Origin of the sequence: Reichenbachiella sp., assembly GCF_033344935.1 — a bacterium.
Taxonomy (GTDB): Bacteria; Bacteroidota; Bacteroidia; order Cytophagales; family Cyclobacteriaceae; genus Reichenbachiella.
Window position 1 is genome coordinate 4,555,147 of sequence record NZ_JAWPMM010000001.1, and the last position, 19,531, is coordinate 4,574,677.

Here is a 19,531-nt window from a genome sequence, read left to right on the forward strand (position 1 = left end):
TCAACTTGCAAACGCTAAATGCATACACCTATGACCAAAAATCTAGTTTTTCTTACTATCCTTTGCTTCGCCTCTAGTTTACTTCTAAGTCAGAACAGAAAAACAGACGAGCTGCTTAATCAAGGGGATGATTTTTTAAAAAACCTGAACTATTCAAAAGCCATTCAGGCCTATCAAAAGTCCTGGGACAAAACGCAAAACGCTGAAGCCCTATGGGGACTGGCTAATGCCAACTTCGAATTGGGCAATCAACTCAACTTGAATGGCCAATCACAAAAGGCGCAAACCAGATATAGCAATGCACTCGAGCTGGCTAATCAATTGACGAACCTGGATAGTCACGAAGTAGATTATCTACTCTTTAGAGGGAAGATGTATTTGTACAACGGTAAGGTAGATCGAGCGACATTAGATTTTGAAGAAGCCAAATCGAAGTTTCCCGATTCGGGGCCAGTATATTATTACTTGTGGACTCAGGTCAATATTGATCTCGCCAGCAAAGTAAAACACGATTACATAGAAAAAGCATTTTCTTTAGATCCCAATTTATTTGAATTACATCAGGAACTAGGCACATACTATACCAACCTTAATAATGCAGACGAGGCTATTTTTCATTACGAAAAAGCCCTCGAAATCTCACCTAAAAACTACAAGGCCAATTTCGCACTCGGACAGGTATATTGGGCCTTAGGTGATTTGGATAAGATGAGGGTTCATTTCCAACAGAGCCTCGATTATTTCCCCGACTTCGGCTATGCTAAGATGTATTTGGCCGGCGTAGAGCTGATGAGTTCGAATACACCAGCGGCTATACCCTTGATCAAATCTGCACTCAAAGACAATCCAGCCACCGAGCAATTATTGACGTTTTATATTCAAAACTATCCTGAATTGGCCAATTACAACTTCCAAGGAACAAAAGAAGAATCCCCGGTCGATGCCCTAGGATATCCTACATACTATAGTCAAGGAGTAGCTTTAGCCCAAGCGTTTGATTTTTATGCCGCTATCAATGTGCTGCATCAATCCAATGACATCTACGGCGACTATGCCTTAGCGCAACCGGCCTGGCAAGCTTCCATCTTATCTTGGTTGACTCATTGTTACCAAGAGATCGGAAATTATGGCGCAGCTGCACAAACGGGGAAACAAGCCCTTGAATTGTCCATCAAAAACAACCTCACCACAGACCAAGCCAGCCTCGCTGCCAATCTCTCGATGGTGTATTACACCTGGGGGGATTACCCCAAAACAATTGCTTATGCTCGAGCTTCAATTGGCTATCTGGAAAAGAACAATCAGCGCGGTCAGCTGTACGATGCTTACATTAACATCGGTAGCTATTATCGAAAATGGGAGCAAGCCGACAGTGCCGTTTATTTCCATAAAAAAGCACTTGATGAAATTCAAAGCCCAACAGAAATGAAATACGTAGTAGCGCAGAAAGAATTAGCACTTTCATACGTTGCGTTGGGCAAAATGAATGCTGCCAAGACGATAATTTTGCAGATGAATAAGACTCGTGAAACATATGACTTTTCCGATCAAAATTCGGTGCTTGATTTGGGTAGTGCGGAAGTTTATTATGCGCTAGGTGACTACAAAATCGCATGGGAGTATATTTCAAAAGCCTTTGATCATTTCTCTCAGGTAGAGCAAGTGTCCCCTGATCATCCCACCCTCATTCCATTTCTCGAAAAATATGTAGGCTTGTCTGTAAAATTGAACAAGAAGGAATTAGCTGCAAAAAACTATCAAGCACTTAACCAAAAGCTAATCAATCAAATTTCCACTTATTTCTCAGCAATGAGTGAAAATGGCAAACTGCTTTTTTATAGAGATGTGAAAAAACATTTCGAGTCTTTCAACTCTTACGCCGTATACGAAACAAAGCTTGATCAAAATATACTAACCCAACTTCTTGAAAATCAATTACTACTCAAGGGTGTGTTGTTCAACGATCAAATGAAAATTCAAAAGGCCATGCTTGCCTCTGAGGACAAGTCCCTGAAAAGCACATATCAAGTTCTGATGGATAAGAAAAATTTGTTGGCCAGATCAGTGTCTCTCAGTCCCGAAGAAAAGAACAATCGTAGACTAGATACCAAGCAAATTCAGCACGATATTGACAGCCTTCAAATTCAGTTACTGAATATGGGCATGGAGCCATCTACAAATTCAGTTTTTGAACCTGAGTTGGTGCATAAAGTAAAACAAGTACTGGCACCCAGAGAGGCTGCCATAGAGATGGTCAGATTCAGAACATTCGACTTTTCTAAAGGAGGAAAGTTTACAGAACAAGTGAATTATCTCGCTCTAATTTTGAAGGAAGGGAGCGATAAAATTAGTTATGTACATATCAAAAACGGAAATGAACTAGAAGGGAAGAACTATCAAGCCTATAGCAATGCCATTTCGTTTGAACTAGAAGACCGTAAGTCCTATGAGGCCTTTTGGAAGCCTATTACTGATCAACTGTCTGATGTAGATCGCGTATACCTCTCGGGTGACGGCATTTATCATAAAATAAATGTCAACGCTCTTTTGAACCCTGCCTCTGGTCAATTTGTAATTGACGAATTAGATGTTCATTTAGTCACCAGTACCCGTGACCTCCTCAAACCAAATTCGCCTTTACCAGTTCGTGGCGATATTCTATTGGTGGGATTCCCTACTTACCAACTGGGGACAGGTGTAACTACGCCTGATAATGATCAGAAAACCATCGCCACACGTGCTTTCACCAATATAGAAAATCTTGCCCCACTACCAGGAACTTACACAGAAGTCACCACTATAGAATCCATACTGGATCAGACCAAATGGAAAACAAAAGTGCTCACCGGAGAAGACGCACTCGAAGAGAAAATTAAGGAGTTGAACAACACCACCATTTTGCACATTGCCACGCATGGATACTTCCAGGAAACCAGCCCCAAGGACAATCCACTTTTTTACTCTGGCCTTTTTCTGAGTGGTGCTTCCAGCAAATTTCAGAACAAGTATGAAGACGGTGATGATGGTATACTTACCGCGTATGAAGCCATGCACCTCAACTTAAACGAAACGCAAATGGTAGTACTATCTGCCTGTGAAACTGGCATGGGTCACATAGAAAATGGAGAAGGGGTCTATGGTTTGCAACGGGCTTTTTTGATTGCAGGAAGTAAGTCAGTAGTTATGAGTTTTTGGAAAGTCAATGACCAAACCACCATGGACTTGATGATTAACTTTTATAAAAATCTTAGCACCAACAAAGACAAACACGTGGCCTTCAGAAATGCTCAGCTTCAACTCAAAGCCAAGCACCCCAATCCAAAATACTGGGGCGCATTTAATATTGTTGGGAGATAGGTATTGAAACCAATTACTCTCTTATTTGAATGTTCAAGGCACTTTCCACAAAGGTGTGCAATTGAGTCATCTGCTTACGCCCCATTTTTTGACCAAAATAGGAGACCAGATGGAGTGTAAGAAAAACAACCATCAATACAGGGACTGCCCATAGAACCTGGGCAGACTGCCCTAAGGACCAATTGCTATAACCAATAATGGAAATCACCAAAGCAGCGAAACCAATAATAGAATAGAAAAGCACAAACATGGTCCAGACTTCCGGCCTTGGACCGTACAGTCCTCTCAAGAGGCTTCCCGAATCAGAAGACTCAAAACTTAAACCTAACTGTGGTGACCAATAATGTTGATCTTCTTTTGGCAATAAGAGTGTCGCATGACCGTCTATGAGTGTTCCATAGATTCCAGAATCACCCTTATTTAATCCTTCTTCAAGCTGACTCTTAATAAGATCTGGAGACTGAGATAGATTGACTTTAAACCTTGGTCGAATTTGAAAATGTGAATGGGATTCGCTCATCTTTTAGCTCGGCAACAGCTTCAATCTACATCGTAGCCAGCTTCAATACTTTATCGAGTAGATCTTGCTTATCGAATGGCTTGACAAGGTATTCTAAAATACCAATCTCTTTGGCTTCGCGCTGGGCGATGTCCTGACCTACCGCACTGATCATAATCACCTTGGCTTTAAAATCAACATCATTCAGCTCATCCATTACATCTAGTCCAAACATATCTGGCAATACATTATCCAACGTAATAATTTCGGGCTTTAAGATAAGCGCCAATTTGATAGCATCTTCGCCATTGGCAGCTTCTCCTATCACTTCATATCCACCCTCTTCCAAAATGTTCTTAATGGTCTCTCTTTGAAACTTCGAATCGTCTACTACTAATACTGTTGTCATGTTGAATCTTATTTAGATGCTGGAAGTTCAACTAAATATAATCAATGAATTGATGTTGACCCAATGGGTGTAAATAATTTGAGCAAAACAGAGTTGTTTATTTAGAATCATTCCAAACAATTTGCAAAACCGGAGAATGCCACCTAGCTTTGTTTAGAATTATTCTAAATAGAAAATATTGCCAGCAACTCGCACTTTTCTTGTCAATACCAATTACGTTTCCCTGATGGGCTGGAAGCAGATCATCACTGATTCTAAACACTTTCAGCTGGTGGGAACTTCGGAAACATTGGGTAACCTTTCTCCAATGGATGGGTTATCTAACTATCTCATTTTGGCTGACCTATCACAAGAGGGAAACAAATCACTTCCTCAAATAGCACAACTCATTCTTCAACCTAATATTGATGTTCTGCTCGTAGTTGACCTGGCTGATCATTCCCTGATTCAAGAATTGAAAGAGATGGGCATTCGCGGAATACTCACGACGCACTGTGATGCCCAGGAAATCAAAACTGCCCTCGAAAGCATTCGATTAGGTAAACGTTTTTATTGTGGCGACATACTGGATGTGCTCATCAAACCGCAAATTCAAGAGAAAGCAGTAAAAGGGGATGAAATTCTTTCAAGCAGAGAAATTGAAGTCTTGGAATGGGTGGTGAAAGGATTGACTACACAGCAGATAGCGGAAAAGCTAAGCGTGAGCACCCATACAATCAATTCCCATAGAAAAAATATGCTCAAAAAATTGGGACTCACTTCACCCGTAGAATTGATTGTGTATGCAGTGAAGTTTGGAATTATCGATCTTTAGTCCCTCCCAAAACTCCCTTGCTGGTCACTAGCATTAGCTAGAAAATTCTTTCCTACTTACTACGCCTAGTGATCTCTATTTCCTTATCTCTAGCGATTGCACAAGAATCTTAACTTACCAAATTTTGCATTGTTTAGAATGATTCTAAATAATAAGCAAAATGATCAAATTAGCACTTACAGGGATTTTCACTTTATTCATTGCTGGAAAAAGTATCGGACAGCAAATTCAACTACTGAATCAGAATGATCCCGTTACACATGCTGCAATTCGGATAAACACATTTTCCAATTCCTCTGAGACTTATGTTACCGACGAGGCAGGCCTGGCGAACATCAATCTGACACCTCCTTTCGTAGTCACAACGACGCATCTCAATTATGAAACTCGGGTAGACACTGTCTATCAACAAGGTGAACTCCAATGGCAATTAACACCAAAAGAAAACTCCCTGGAAGAAGTGGTGATCACTGGCCAATTTCAACCTCAATCCGCGAAGCATTCAGTATATAACGTTCGTGTACTAAATAAGAATCGGTTGGAAGCACAGGCCGCCCAAACCCTTCCAGAAGTATTAGCCTCAGAACTTAATTTTAGATTTCAAAGAGACAATGCTGTGGGTAGCTCCAACGCCAGTCTTCAAGGTTTGTCAGGACAGAATATTAAAGTTCTAGTTGATGGTGTTCCTCTAATAGGCCGAAGCGGTATGAGCAATGAAATTGACCTGAGCCAGATCAATATCAATTCAATAGAAAAGGTCGAAATTGTGGAAGGTCCTATGGCTGTCAATTATGGGGCTGATGCATTAGCCGGTGTGATCAACATAATTACTAAACAGCCAGACGCCAAAAAATGGTCATTAAACCTAAGCCTGCAAGAAGAAACAGCTGGTAAGGAATATCAGCTGTTTGACAAAGGCATTCACAACACCTCTCTTCTCGCATCCTATATCCTAAATTCCTCATGGTCTTTTCAAACTGAAAGCAGATATCAAAAATTTGGTGGGTGGGGAGGTACAGGTAGAGATAAACTTTGGTACCCAAAAACTCAATTCTTTCAATCTGGTCTTATCCGATTCAGTAAAAAAAATCTCAATATTCACTACAGGCTAGACTACCTCAATGAAACCATTGAGAACCAAGGGCAACCGGAGCCGGTTACCGATCAGGACGACCCATATGCGTTTGATAAAAACTATTTGACCTCCAGATGGATGCATCAAATTCAAGCTGAATACACACTGGGACAAGGCTCCATACAGACTGTAGTTTCTTACTCTGATTATGACCGATTGACTCATAGATTCAAATCCTACTTGATACCTGGAGTTGCAAATGTCACTACTTCGGATGGTCAAGACTCCATCGCATTCAACTCTTTTTTCTTTAGACATACACTCGATGATGTAATCCAATGGACCATCGGACGATCGGAGTGGCACACTCAGTTAGGCGTAGATGCGGTATTCGAATCAGCTCAAGGCACCACCCTCAATGATGGCGAAAAGCACATGAACAATCTAGGATTTTTTGCCTCTACCGAAATTGTGCTGGCCTCACACATCAAAGTAAGACCAGGTATCAGATTTACCTACAATTCGGTTTTCAACACAAACCCTTCTGCATCTATCAATCTAAAGTATGACTTAACCAATCACTCCCAACTTAGGCTAAGTTATGGTCGTGGATTTAGAGCACCATCATTACGAGAATTATATCATGAATTTGTGGATAGCAATCACAATATCCTTGGCAACCCAGACCTGAAGCCCGAACATAGCAATAATATCAATGGAGACTTCAACCATGAAATCGCAAGCACTGCATGGAGCTTTTCTATTAAAGGATTTTACAATGACATCCATAATCGTATCACTTACTTCACTCCAGAAGGAGCTAATCAAGCCACCACATATACAAATTTGCTTCGATATAAAACATTGGGAAGCTCCGGATTCGTCAACTACAAAAATGCTTCTGTTAATGCCAAGCTCGGTTTTTCTTATATTGGACAATACCACAGCTTCAGCAGCAACGCCAGCACATTTGATATTCCTCAATTTTTGTACTCCCCAGAATTCATTGCCAATGTACAATTCGGCATATTCAATACAGGCATCAATCTCGCTAGCTTCTACAAATTCACAGGTGCCTCAAAACAATACCGTGCGATCACACAAACAGATGGATCGACCACACCAGAACTAAGGCAACTCAATGGATTTCATTTTTGGGATCTGACCTTGTCGAAAAAATTTTTCCAATCCCTTAGCTTCAGTCTAGGCGCAAAAAATCTATTGAACGTCACATCTGTCAGTAACAATGGAAATACAACTGGAGCACATGCGAGCTCTGATGCAGGTGAAACTTCTATCTCTTATGGCCGCTCCTATTTTATAAAACTGAATTACAATATTTCTAATTAATTATATCATGAATCATAAAATAACCACATTTATACTATCTATACTAATTCTATTCGGAACCTCTGCTTGCGAGGAAGATGAAGCTGTTCCCGTAAAGGTAAACTTCTCCAACTCAGAAGCGGGCATTTCGAAAAGCAGCCCGTCTGTTGACCTGGAAATTTCATTTTCCAGACCAGCAGAAACTAATGGATCGCTTTCTATTAAAATCTCAAGTGAAGTGCTCAACTATGGTGAATCAGAAGATTTTTATACTTCACCATTAGCCACAGAAAATGAAATTGATCTCCCTTATGCGATAGGTGATGAATCCGTTATTGTAGCTGTTATAACTGGTTCTTCTTTAAATATTGAAGAAGATGAATCTATTACGCTTACCGTTTCTGATGAATCCCAAGTGCTTGACTTAGGCGATCAAACAGTACTTACGGTTGTCTTTTCTGAAAACTTCGTAGCACCATCCGGCAAAACTGTACTAGATGCGGGAGGTGCCGAATTTTCGCATCAAGCGTATTTCGATTTGAGCAAAATCAGTCAGACCAAAATAGACAAATACAGCTGGGATTTAGGCTTTTCTTCAGGTGATGATTTTCGTGTGATCATAAATAACGGTGCTCAAATGATGGCTCAAGAAATTGATGCCACTGATCTGACCCTTGTGACGGCAGCTGACACGGTTGGCTTTGGCGCGGCACAAAGTTTTGCCGCTTACAATGGCGATGCTACAGACTGGGTAGATAGCCCGGACGGCGATCTAGATTCCTTGGCGCTCAATAAAGTAGCTGTTGCCAATGAAGACAACAAAGTTTATATAGTGAGCCGTGATGGCGAAAATCGTCATTGGAAAAAAATCCGCGTTTTACAAAACGGGAATGGCTATACACTCCAGTATGCAGACATAGGTGCCACTACCTTTTCAACGGTTGATATAGCCAAAGATGAAACCCACAATTTTTCATTCTTTGATTTGGACAACGGCACAGCAAACGCTGAACCCGCGAAAGAAAGCTGGGATTTCATGTATGGTTCGTTTACGAATGTGATCAACTACGGGTACTTTCTTCCTTATGCTTACAATGATTTTATCATCATCAATAGATATGACACAGAAGCTGTAGAAGTCCTAATAAGCGATGTCGTTTCTTATGAATCCTTCAGCTTGGAAGACGCCAAATCACAAACCTTATCTTCAGACCAACATATCATCGGATCCAACTGGAGAAATGGCGGTGGCCCTAACTCAGAACCTTCACTGAAAGAAGACAGATTCTATGTCATCAAGGATTCAGAAGGCAATTATTATAAACTGCAATTTACCAGTATGTATAGTGCTGATAACGGAGAACGTGGATATTCGGGAATTGCATACGAACTACTACAATGAAAAAAATTAGGATTCTGATTTTAGTAACACGAATAGCCCTCGGTGGACTATTCGTTTACGCTGGTGTACAAAAGTTTATTCCTAAACCTCCACGACCGACTACCGAACAAGGGGTGGAACTACCAGACCATGTAGTGAAAATAAAGGCCATGATTGGAGGATTGAAAGGTACGGGCTACTTCTGGCCTCAGCTAGGAGTGGTTGAAATTGTCTGCGGATTGCTATTGATCAGTCAGCTCTATGCCCTTTTAGGGGCTGTCATACTAGTTCCAATTTCACTCAATATTTTTTTCTTCCATCTTTTTCTTGAACCACATGATGTAGGTGAATTAGTGATGACCGGATTTTACTTTCTTGTTAATCTGGCTCTACTCGCCTATGACTATCCCAAACTCAAATTCGCATTTTTAACTAAGTAATAATTATGAAAAAATTAATGATCACACTTTTGTTCATTTCCACTACAGTGGCGTATGGACAAAAACAAAAAAAAGAAGACATCGCAGCGATTAAGGCGATGTGCGGTTGCTATGACATACGTTTCAACTTCGCAGAGACTTTTGCGCCTGACAAAGACTATGAGTTCCATGAAAACTATACTTCGGGTGCATTAGAATACGTTTTCCCTATTTCAGAAAGTAAAGACAAAATCGTATTGCAGCACTTGTTGGTGATAGGTGACACCATGATAATCAAACATTGGAGACAGGATTGGATCTATGAGAATACTGAATTTTATTCTTTTTATAAAGAAAATTCTTGGAAGTATGAATCCAAATCTCCTGCAGAAGTAAAAGGGCAATGGACTCAAAAAGTGTATCAGGTAGATGATAGCCCGCGCTACGAAGGATCTGCCACATGGGTACATGTAGATGGCAAGCACTACTGGGAAAGTGAAGCTGATGCACCGCTACCTCGAAGAGAATTCAGCAAACGTAAAGACTACAATGTGATGAGAAGAATCAACCGTCAGGAGATCACAGACTACGGCTGGGTACACGAGCAAGACAACGACAAAATCATTCGCGCTGAGGAAGGAGACATTCTTCTTGCCCAGGAAAAGGGGTGGAACACGTACACGAAAACAGATGATAACAAGTGTGAGGTGGCCGAAAAATGGTGGGACAAAAATCAAGCGTATTGGGCAGATGTTCGCACCGTATGGGATGAATTGTTCTCACAAAAGAAAACCGTGGCTATCAACATGAAAGTCGATGATAAGATCATGTTTCAACGGCTGTTTGCTTTGGAAAAGGAAATGATCAATACTCAGGACTACAACTCTGAGCTATCTCAATCAAAAATTAAAGCGGTGATTCAGAAACACCTAAAGAGCGATCAAATGCTTACTTCGCTGAAGTAAATCCAAAGGGCGTCATTCGGCGCCCTACTTTTATCCCTTATCCTATGAAAAAATGTGACCCAAATATCCTTTGCCACGGATCTAATTTCAGTATTACCAACTGTGCCTGCTGTGAGCGAATAGGGCTCTATTATAAGAACCTTCTCATTGGTTATACCCACAAAAGCTTTAGCAAGTTTGTGGAAAATTACTCCAAAATTGATTTTGATGATCATGCCGTCTACTTCCCTGATGAATCGGCCCGAATCATCATAAAGACACCTTGTAAAGACATTCAGGTTAACCTCGATTTTCAAGAGTTTACGGAACTAAAGGATATTCTTCAAGAAAGTGCATTGTTACTAAGTGCCTACGAGTTAATCTAGTATTGAATACCAAAGGTAGTCGGCTCACTTTTCGAATTACTGGGAACCTCGCTGCGCTTGCATGTTTTCAAGCTGACTTGCAAAGTATCCACTTGACCAATTCACCATGCCGATGGCTCTGCCATATTCGGCCTCCAGATTGACTAATTTCATTTCAGCCGCTATCTTTTTGTTTTCACGACTATTTACTAGAAATACAGAACTCTCTCCATTTTGAAACTTTGTTCTTTCACCTTCTAAAAGTCTTTGATAATTTTCAACGATTCTCCGCTGCTCCTCCAACATCTCCAGTAGCACAATGATTTTACCATAGGATTGAAAAACTTTATTAGTTACCATCCGAGATTTGCTGGTTAATTTCAAGCCTCCTTCTTCGAGTTTGATTTTGGCTTGCTTCAATTTAGCGCGTTCTTTTCGAATCAATAATGGGAAGCTGAATTCGAATCCACCCTTGTAGTTATTACTCAGCCCTGCCATGGACTCATCAGAAGAATTGCCACTAGCCATTAGGAAATTGTAATTCAGATTCAATACTGGCTTGATGTTCTCAGCCGCTAGTTTTCTGTCCAATTCTAAAGTCAGCAAATCGGCCTGCATGGCGTTTAGATCTGGGTGATTGGATATCGCAAAATTGACATATTCATCTACTACCAGCACTTCTTGCTTTTGCCAGACAGTATCAGGGTGAGAAGCAAAAATTCGAGTAGAGTCCCAAACAAAGTTCTCCATTTGCAACGCTGCATTCTGATAATTCAATCTCGACTTATTTAATTCGTTCCTCCAGGTTTGTACCTGAATAAGTGACTCCACTGAATCTATCGCAGCCTTATCTCCATTGATGACTGATTCTCTAATCCCGTCGTATCTCTCACTGATCAAGTCCAAGCTTTCTTCAGCAACCTTCATTTTTTGATAGGTTTCAAACCAATTCCAGTATACATAATTAGCATCAAGCAAGAGGTTATTATAAACCGCATTCGCCTGGCTTGTCAGGTTCTGCTGCTCGGCCATACCCTTTTTCAGGTTAATATTTCGGCTGTTATGAATTAGACCTTGTCCCAAAGGGACGCTGACACCGGCATAATAAAGTCCATCCGAAGGAACGGTATGTTCAGGGTTTAAGAACTGTCCGCTGTTTCGTTCATAGCCTGCTTTCAAATCTACATTGAGCACAGTCGGCACTTTCACATAGCTATCCCAAACATCATAATAATCCTTCCCTTGAAACTGTTTGGTCTGATACTCAGAAACAAGCTTAGGGTCAAAAGCCCCACGAGCCTGACTGACTACTACCTCCCCTCTTTCTAAAATGAGTTTTGCTTGTTTAGCAATGGGATGATGATTTCGTACCATACCATAGAATTCCGTCAAACTCAATTGACGAAGTGTGTCGTGTTGAGCAGAAACTGGCATCTGCCAGAAAGACAAAGCCAACAAAATCAAGAGCTTATTCATACTTTACTCCTTTATTTTTTTTTGCTTCCTTCTCTTCTTTCGTATAAAAATCTGGAGGAAATCCATTTAGATTTCTCCACAGTTCGTACCAAACGGGCACATTGTTGAGCAGGGCAATTCCATACGCACCACTACCTAATCTTAATAATGTTGGCCATTCAACCTCATCTTCATCAGGAGCCACAAGTACTCTAAACGTGCCATTTATTGCTACCTTATCATATCCCACGATCTTGCCTCCGAATGTACCGAATGAAAACTCCGGCCAGCCATTAAATACAAGTGCCGGCCAACCATCAAATTGGAGGCGTACTTTTCTTCCTTCTCTAATCAGTGGCAAATCAAGGGGTCTCACATGCAGCTCTACGGCCATTTCAGTTCGTTCAGGAACAAAGTTGAAAATTTGTTCACCTTCTTTCAATATCTCACCAATACCTGATTTGGTCGCTTTGGTAACATAACCATTCTGAGGTGCCAGGATATAATAAAAACTGGACCGCCGCGAGTAACTCTCTTGCTTGATGGAAAGTTTGTTATACTCACTTTCTGCCTCCATTTCACCTGAAAGCGCGGACATCTTATCTGATCTCGCCTTGGCTATTTTCTCGCGATACTCGTTTTCTACAGTACTCAAGCCCAATTCAGCATTTATATACTGACTTTGACTGGCTAGCCATTTGTTCTCCGCGGAGATATTTTTATTGATTGACTCTTGCAGCTTTTGTCGCTTTCCTTCCAATTCGGTCAATGATTTCAATCCTTGATCATATAATCTCTGCTGTCTATCAAACTGTCTTTGCGCAATATCTAGATTCATCAGGCTGGTTTGAAAATCAATACTGTCAGATTTCAACTTCAATGCCGACTGCTCCAGATAGTTTTGTGCTTGTTGCTGTTTCAAAGCCCTATTGCGGAGCAATGCCGCAATTTGTTGATCTAATGCTTTTCCTTTGTCTACATAAGCTTCCTTGGATGCTTTTTTAGCTATGGCCTGATTCTGGGTCTTACCTACAAGATCTGGATCCAAATATTCGGTTTTCATTTCAGAGATATGGAGAATGGTATCTCCTTTGGCGACGAGCTGCCCTTCTCTAACATACCATTTTTCAATCCGTCCAGAGATCACTGAGTTAATGGCTTGCTCTCTCCCATCAGGACTAAGTGTGATTAATGTTCCTCTGGCTCGAATATTTTGAGTCCAAGGCAGGAAAAGACTGATAATGATTAAACCAAAAATTCCGCAAAGTAGGTATACAAATTTTCTGGTGGCATGAGAAGACATGACCTCCTGATACGATGAAACATCTTTCAATATCTCATCTCTATCCATGGGATTGCTCGAAATATTTAACATAGTTATTTCTTCGTTTTAGATTTAATTTTTGAGGGAGATATATCTACTATTTTCCCGTATTCCAGTGTAACTATTCGATCGCAGTTTTGTAAAACCAATGGATCATTGGTCACGGTCATCAACGTCCAATCTTGTTCCTTGCTGGTGAGAATTTCACTAATTCGTTTCCGATCTTCGAAATCCAAACCTTGCAGCGCATTATCCATCACAACGATTTTTGGACTCTCCGCCAAAGTTCTGGCTAAGATCAATTTTTGTTTCACACTATCAGTCAGTCCCTGGCCTTCAGGGCTGATCATAGTAGCCAGACCTTTCGGTAAATTTTTTAAGAAATCACTTAGTCCTACTTGATCTATGGCTCGAAGAATGTCTTCCACCGAAACATCGTCCTTGCCTACTGAAATATTCTGAGCCAAAGTGCCATGAAATAAATCCTGTAAACCCAAATTATCCCCTACGACGGATCTAAAACTCGTGATGTCGATATCAGCGAATGGAATGCCGTTAAACAAAATAGACCCTTCATAATTGTGATAAAGACCCGAAATAACAGATATCAAGGTCGTTTTTCCTGATTCATTATTGCCGGTAATCGCAATTTTCTCACCAGCCTTCACGTGTAGGTTGATCTTGTCCAGTGCCTTTTTACCTCCTTCCTCGAAAGTGTAAGACAAATTCGAAAGTTCTACCGAAACCCCTTTGTTATTCGATATTTCCGAAAGAGATAATCCTCCTTCCTTTTCTAAAGGAATGTCCGACACTTGTCCCAATTTTTCTAAACCTGTCAACACATCGTAAACGGTCTCCATGGTGAGAATCAGCTTCTCAGCAGAACTGAGTACCAAAAGAATAATAATCTCCGAAGCCACAAACTGCCCTAGGTTGATCTCCTGATTGATTACCAAAATACTCCCTAATATCAAGAGGCCTCCAGTAATAATTGTTTTGAAAGCTACAATATTAGAAAACTGAAAGATCAGCACTTTAAAGTGCTGCTTTCTATACTTCAAATAATTGGCTACATATTCATTGGTCTTCTCAACGGGCAGAGAGGTTTCACCAGCAAGTTTAAATGTCCCCATGACTCTAGCGAGCTCCTCCAACCAGTGTGCCACCTGGTATTTGTACTTCGATTCCAAAATACTCGTCTTCAAACCTTTTGGTCCACTGAGATAGAAGATGAGAATCATCAAGCCAACTAATAAAAATCCGAAGAAAACGAAGAATGGATGATAAAGGGAGAGAAGTATCAGCCCAAATAAAATCTGTAACGTAGAGCTCGAAAAGTCAATCAGAATCTTTGGCAGACCTTTTTGTACATTCAGTGTATCGAAGAATCTATTCATCAATTCCGGTGGATAGAAACTGGTTACCGATTCCATCCTAAATCTCGGTATGCGATAAGCAAATTCAAATGATGCTCTTGTAAATATCCTACGCTGAAGTAGTTCCGTCAACGACAGCTGTAAAATTTGAATGACCCCAGAAGCCGCCACGCCTATCACTACTATAAATATCAAAAGTCCCCAGGAAGCTGAAAACTCGGCACTAATCACAAACGCAATAATGGCCTGTACGCCCAACGGAAGGGACAAGTTGATCAACCCATTGAATATCGCATAGGCGTATATGATAAAAATTTCTCGTTTATCCAGCGATAGCATGTTAAATAGCCTCATCAATGGAGAGAGCTTAATTTTTTCGGCTACGAACTTACTTTCTATCATGTCTCAGGATTTTTTAAAACTGAACTAATGGTGTGTTTGATGAAATCTGCACTCTGCTTCTCTAGAACGCAATGGCCATTGACTTCCAATTCTGTCAAAGAAGGCAGATGATGTGCAAAGAAGGTCTGCTGATGCGACGCCTCCAATATGGTACTTACCAAAGCTTTTGGATATTGGTATTCAGGCTTTAGTTCTTGTATGACTGAAGTAATTTTTCCGCATAACTCTTTATACCCTGTAAATAGCCCTTTTCTATTAATTTCATCGACTTGACGATTTAGATAGGTCTTGTCTGATTCGTTATCTATGACGCGACGAAGCTTTGAAATATTAAGACTTGGCAAGTCTAATATTTTTGGTAAATCATAAGCGTGACAAATAATATCGATAACACGGTCCAGTTTTGCAGATGCCTCTTCAATATGATGAGTTTCGAATTCAATGACATAAGCTAACCACGACCAGTAATAGGTGGTTAAATACACCAAAAGTTTATGCTTGTTTTTGAAATAGCGGTAGACAGACGCTTCCGTAGAATCAATTCGGTCTGCCAATTTTTTGAAGGTAAACTCTTCAAAACCTAGCTCATCCAACATCGCCAAGCCTTCACTCACAATTTTTCGCCCAAGGTCAGATGACTGAGGGTCTTTCTTGAAATACTTATCTGCAAGGACTATTGTTATACTAGACATTATAATAGTATTACTATCAAGCACAAAAGTAAATATATTCTTCTTAGCTACCTTCCGTATTTATACTGATAATTACCCTACGAGCCCTTCGCTTACTTATTCTCTTTTGCCCTCGGCCAGAGTAGATTATTTGAGATAATCCGTAATCTTAGTATAATTATATTCTATTCACATTAAATTTATATTTCATCAACTCAGCTCATATGAAAAGACTTACATATACATTATTCTGTTCCCTACTTCTATTCACCTCATGTCGCTCTTACGAAGAAGGGCTTAAAGACGGTATCGAGCAAGGCAAAACTGAAGGTCTGGCATTGGGTAGAGAAGAGGGCTTTGAAAGTGGCTTTGAGGCAGGTCAACTTCAAGGTGCAGAAGAGGGTCATGAAGAAGGACATGCTGTAGGGCATAAAAAAGGGTATGAAGCTGGATTTACGCAAGGCAAAAAGACCGGCTATCAAGCTGGATATGAAGCAGGAAAGAAAAGAGGTTATGAAGAATGTAGAATGGGCTGGTAGCTCATTACATATTCTTTGACCAAGCATCAAATAAAGCCTCTTGCTCCGCAGTAAGCGTACTCATTTTAGAAAAACTGAAATCCGTGGCATCGTATTCAATACCAATCTTATTGTAATATTCCTGAACTGGAAGCGTTTCAGTCCCCTTGATATAATCATTAATGAAAGTCTCTATCTCTGGATAAGTCATGTCTACGACAGTATCAAAAAAACCTTCCTCAGAAAAAGCTTTATTGGGTCCAAATGTATCTACCAATTCGAGAACTACTTCTCTCATTCCCTTAGTTCCTCCTGACAATTCCAACAAACGGATATCCAGCAAACTGACTACAAAAGCACCTCTATTATAGATATTTCCAAACTGACCACCACCATATGTGGTGTAAGCCTCTGCCCCAATTTGTTGCAAACTGAAATTCGGATCGAATCTATCATTTACTGATAGTTTGGTCTGCATCTGACCAAGTAAAGCATTTAGAAGCATCGAGCCATTTCGATATTGCATAAAATCAGATGCCCATTCAGTCACCCCTTCATACAACCATAAGTGCTGAGAAGGTGTGGGAACCGCGAAATTGAAATCTGCAATGATTTCACTGTGGATATTCAATGGCGTCACTACATGAAAGAACTCATGAGCAGAAATACTTTTGATTCCACTGGCATAGTTGGAACTATATGGGGCATCTTGTAACACATAAACGGAACTCTTAGAATGCTCTAAAGCACCAGCATGAACATCGCCAAAATGATAGAGAAAATCATAGCGGTCTGTTGGCAATACTTCCAAAAAAGCTTCCGCATCAAGTAATATTTGATTTACATCCGCTAAGATCTCGGTAGCTTTCATATGACCTCCCTCTGAATAGACATACACATTGATATCTGCTCCACCAACTGTTGTAGAGGCATTGGTCATCTCACCTACCAATAACGGAGAATCCGCCAAGTGATCAAAATCCGTAGCCTGATAGACATTGCTACTCGATTCTGGCAGTGCAGTACCAACCGTCCAATGGTCAGGATACGAAAGCGACACAAAATAATCTCGGTCTTTCAGACCCACTGGGTAACCAATGACCATTGGCGTATTTAGAAGTACATGATCATTTTCAATCGAAGTACCTGCCATAGCATAAATAGGGTATTCTGAAACTTGAGTATCAAATGTTTCCTTTACCTCATAAGTGATTTTGTGCGCAGAAGCGGGATCAGCAATTTCCCATTGGTTCGTGGCCAATGGGCCACTGGCAATCTCACTACCCTCTTCATCAAAAACCTGAAGGTTATCAACGAAACGCCCTACGTTAGAAATGTCGTAAGTTCCAGGTACGGTGGCTGCAAACTGGATGATATTATTATCATCCGATAAACCATCCACATACATTTCTACTTTAAAGGTATCATCAGACCGATCATTCAAATTGATATGAATATAAAAAGCATCGGACAAATCCGCATCGGTTGGTAAAACGAAACCAGGGTCAACACCATCGTCGCAAGAGGAAATAAACCAAAAAGAAAGCAGTGCTAAAATTCGAAGCTTTGTTGTCATATCAAAAGTCAGTTAATGTCTATGTAAATAAACGATATTCTAGACGAATACCCTTATCATTTTAGGCCTCCTTATAAAAGCCGCCCTTATTCTCGGTTCTTGCTTGGGACTGTTTTACGATAAGATAAGCAATGGTAATCAAGTTACGCAATTCTGAAAGCTGAGGCGAAATCTTGGTCCTTTTGTAAAGATCTTCTGTCTCTTCATAAAGTACCTTCAGACGGTTAGACGCTCGATTGAGTCTTTCATTGGATCGCACGATACCCACGTAGTTGCTCATGATGGCCTGCACCTCTTTCTTGTTGTGTGTAATCAGAATCAACTCTTTAGGATTGGTTGTCCCTTCTTCACTCCAGTCAGGAACTTCGGCAAGTTCTAAGACTTTTTCTATTTCTTCACTCGATTTTTCATAACAGCGATGGGCAAAAATCAATGCTTCTAACAGACTGTTAGAAGCCAGTCTATTTGCTCCATGCAAACCTGTACATGCACATTCTCCACAAGCATACAAACTAGCAATTTGGGTTTGTCCAAATTCGTTGGTGGCCACGCCTCCACACAAATAGTGTGCTGCAGGCACCACAGGAATCATACGCTGCTTCCAATCAATACCTAATTCCTTACACTTCTGAATAATGTTAGGGAAATGGTTTTCAAAACCATCAGGGTCTAAATGGCGGCAATCCAAATAGACATGTTCATCTCCACTTTTCTTTAATTCACTATCTATTGCACGAGAGACAATATCACGAGAAGCCAACTCTTTTCGCTCGTCGTACTTTGCCATAAAAAGTTCGCCTTTTCTATTGCGCAAAATCGCTCCAAACCCACGCACAGCTTCAGAAATCAAAAAGGTCTGCCCCGGTCTTGTATCGTACAATGCGGTAGGGTGAAATTGAACGAACTCCATATGCTTGATCAAAGCTTTGGCTCGATAAGCCATCGCCACTCCGTCCCCAGTAGCTACTTTAGGGTTTGTGGTGTTTTGATAGACCTGGCCTATCCCCCCACTAGCTAACAGTACAATCTTGGAAAGGTAAGTTTCAATTTTCCCTGTTTCCTCATCCAGAACATAAGCACCATAGCACTTGTTGTCCTCACGTCCCTTCCACTCCTGAATATGGTGATTCGTAATTAGGTCAACTGCAAAGTGATGACTAAGTAGACTTATATTGCTACATTGGTTGACTTGCTCCAACAGCGTTTCCTCCAATTCGAACCCGGTAATATCTTTATGATGAAGGATTCTATTTTGTGAATGTCCACCCTCACGACCCAAATCAAAATCACCTAGGTTGTTTTTATCAAATTCTGCACCCCAGCTCAACAATTCTTTCAACCGATCTGGTGCTTCCTTCACCACCATTTCTACTATGTCGCGATCGCATAATCCATCACCAGCGATGAGTGTATCTTCGATGTGCTGGTCGTATGAATCTGTAACGGTATCAATAACCACAGCCATTCCACCCTGAGCATATTTAGTGTTCGACTCGTTGGCTGCCGCCTTAGTGACAATGGCTACTGTTTTGTCCGGAAATCGCCTAGCTACTTTTAAAGCGTAAGTCAATCCAGCCAGGCCGGAGCCGATAATAAGAAAATCGTGTTTGACCATTA

The 19,531-nt window shown here is 40.7% G+C and carries 16 protein-coding genes; 8 read left to right on the forward strand and 8 right to left on the reverse strand.

Going from position 1 to position 19,531, the window contains the following annotated elements; all coding sequences use genetic code 11:
- Positions 1-30: 30 nt before the first annotated feature.
- Positions 31-3,357, forward strand: a complete 3,327-nt coding sequence (locus R8N23_RS19430) for a CHAT domain-containing protein (protein ID WP_318173272.1) — start codon at positions 31-33, stop codon at positions 3,355-3,357.
- Positions 3,358-3,370: 13 nt separating this feature from the next.
- On the opposite strand, the gene R8N23_RS19435 is transcribed toward R8N23_RS19430, so the two are convergent.
- Positions 3,371-3,877: a hypothetical protein gene (locus R8N23_RS19435; protein ID WP_318173273.1), complete on the reverse strand. Its 507-nt coding sequence runs from the start codon at positions 3,875-3,877 to the stop codon at positions 3,371-3,373.
- Between the two features lie 25 nt (positions 3,878-3,902).
- Positions 3,903-4,265, reverse strand: a complete 363-nt coding sequence (locus tag R8N23_RS19440; protein ID WP_318173274.1) for a response regulator — start codon at positions 4,263-4,265, stop codon at positions 3,903-3,905.
- Between the two features lie 178 nt (positions 4,266-4,443).
- Here R8N23_RS19440 and R8N23_RS19445 point away from each other — a divergent pair, with 178 nt between their 5' ends.
- The 6 genes from R8N23_RS19445 to R8N23_RS19470 all read left to right on the forward strand — a co-directional run bounded on the left by R8N23_RS19445 (position 4,444) and on the right by R8N23_RS19470 (position 10,613).
- The gene (locus R8N23_RS19445; RefSeq protein ID WP_318173275.1) at positions 4,444-5,079 is read left to right on the forward strand and encodes a response regulator transcription factor; all 636 of its coding nucleotides are present in this window, start codon (positions 4,444-4,446) and stop codon (positions 5,077-5,079) included.
- 160 nt (positions 5,080-5,239) lie between these two features.
- Complete coding sequence (locus R8N23_RS19450) at positions 5,240-7,504, forward strand: TonB-dependent receptor plug domain-containing protein (protein WP_318173276.1); 2,265 nt, start codon at positions 5,240-5,242, stop codon at positions 7,502-7,504.
- Positions 7,505-7,511: 7 nt separating this feature from the next.
- Positions 7,512-8,885 carry an HmuY family protein gene (locus R8N23_RS19455; protein WP_318173277.1) on the forward strand — a complete coding sequence of 458 codons (1,374 nt, stop codon included), beginning with the start codon at positions 7,512-7,514 and terminating at the stop codon, positions 8,883-8,885.
- Positions 8,882-9,304, forward strand: coding sequence for a DoxX family protein (locus R8N23_RS19460; RefSeq protein WP_318173278.1), 423 nt, complete (start codon positions 8,882-8,884; stop codon positions 9,302-9,304). Before R8N23_RS19455 ends, R8N23_RS19460 begins: the two co-directional genes overlap by 4 nt.
- Before the next feature lie 5 nt (positions 9,305-9,309).
- On the forward strand, positions 9,310-10,248 hold the full coding sequence (locus R8N23_RS19465; RefSeq protein ID WP_318173279.1) for a DUF6607 family protein: 939 nt from the start codon (positions 9,310-9,312) through the stop codon (positions 10,246-10,248).
- Positions 10,249-10,292: 44 nt separating this feature from the next.
- The gene (locus tag R8N23_RS19470; RefSeq protein WP_318173280.1) at positions 10,293-10,613 is read left to right on the forward strand and encodes a DUF6686 family protein; all 321 of its coding nucleotides are present in this window, start codon (positions 10,293-10,295) and stop codon (positions 10,611-10,613) included.
- A 36-nt stretch (positions 10,614-10,649) separates the two neighbouring features.
- Here R8N23_RS19470 and R8N23_RS19475 read toward each other — a convergent pair whose 3' ends face one another.
- From R8N23_RS19475 to R8N23_RS19490, 4 genes are read right to left on the reverse strand one after another with little or no spacing between them, the layout of a single operon-like run.
- Positions 10,650-12,068, reverse strand: coding sequence for a TolC family protein (locus R8N23_RS19475; protein WP_318173281.1), 1,419 nt, complete (start codon positions 12,066-12,068; stop codon positions 10,650-10,652).
- Positions 12,061-13,422 (reverse strand): HlyD family secretion protein, encoded by a 1,362-nt coding sequence (locus R8N23_RS19480; RefSeq protein WP_318173282.1) that lies wholly within the window; start codon positions 13,420-13,422, stop codon positions 12,061-12,063. The genes R8N23_RS19475 and R8N23_RS19480 overlap by 8 nt, the downstream gene beginning before the upstream one ends.
- Positions 13,423-13,424: 2 nt before the next feature.
- The gene (locus R8N23_RS19485) at positions 13,425-15,149 is read right to left on the reverse strand and encodes a peptidase domain-containing ABC transporter (RefSeq protein ID WP_318173283.1); all 1,725 of its coding nucleotides are present in this window, start codon (positions 15,147-15,149) and stop codon (positions 13,425-13,427) included.
- On the reverse strand, positions 15,146-15,841 hold the full coding sequence (locus R8N23_RS19490; RefSeq protein ID WP_318173284.1) for a TetR/AcrR family transcriptional regulator: 696 nt from the start codon (positions 15,839-15,841) through the stop codon (positions 15,146-15,148). Before R8N23_RS19490 ends, R8N23_RS19485 begins: the two co-directional genes overlap by 4 nt.
- 203 nt (positions 15,842-16,044) lie before the next feature.
- Here R8N23_RS19490 and R8N23_RS19495 point away from each other — a divergent pair, with 203 nt between their 5' ends.
- A complete protein-coding gene (locus tag R8N23_RS19495; protein ID WP_318173285.1) occupies positions 16,045-16,359 on the forward strand; it encodes a Yae1 family protein in 315 nt (104 codons plus the stop codon).
- A 4-nt stretch (positions 16,360-16,363) separates the two neighbouring features.
- Here R8N23_RS19495 and R8N23_RS19500 read toward each other — a convergent pair whose 3' ends face one another.
- Positions 16,364-17,914 (reverse strand): peptidase, encoded by a 1,551-nt coding sequence (locus tag R8N23_RS19500; protein ID WP_318173286.1) that lies wholly within the window; start codon positions 17,912-17,914, stop codon positions 16,364-16,366.
- A 61-nt stretch (positions 17,915-17,975) separates the two neighbouring features.
- Entirely contained in the window at positions 17,976-19,529 is a 1,554-nt protein-coding gene (nadB, locus tag R8N23_RS19505; protein ID WP_318173287.1) for an L-aspartate oxidase, read from the reverse strand.
- Positions 19,530-19,531: the final 2 nt, after the last annotated feature.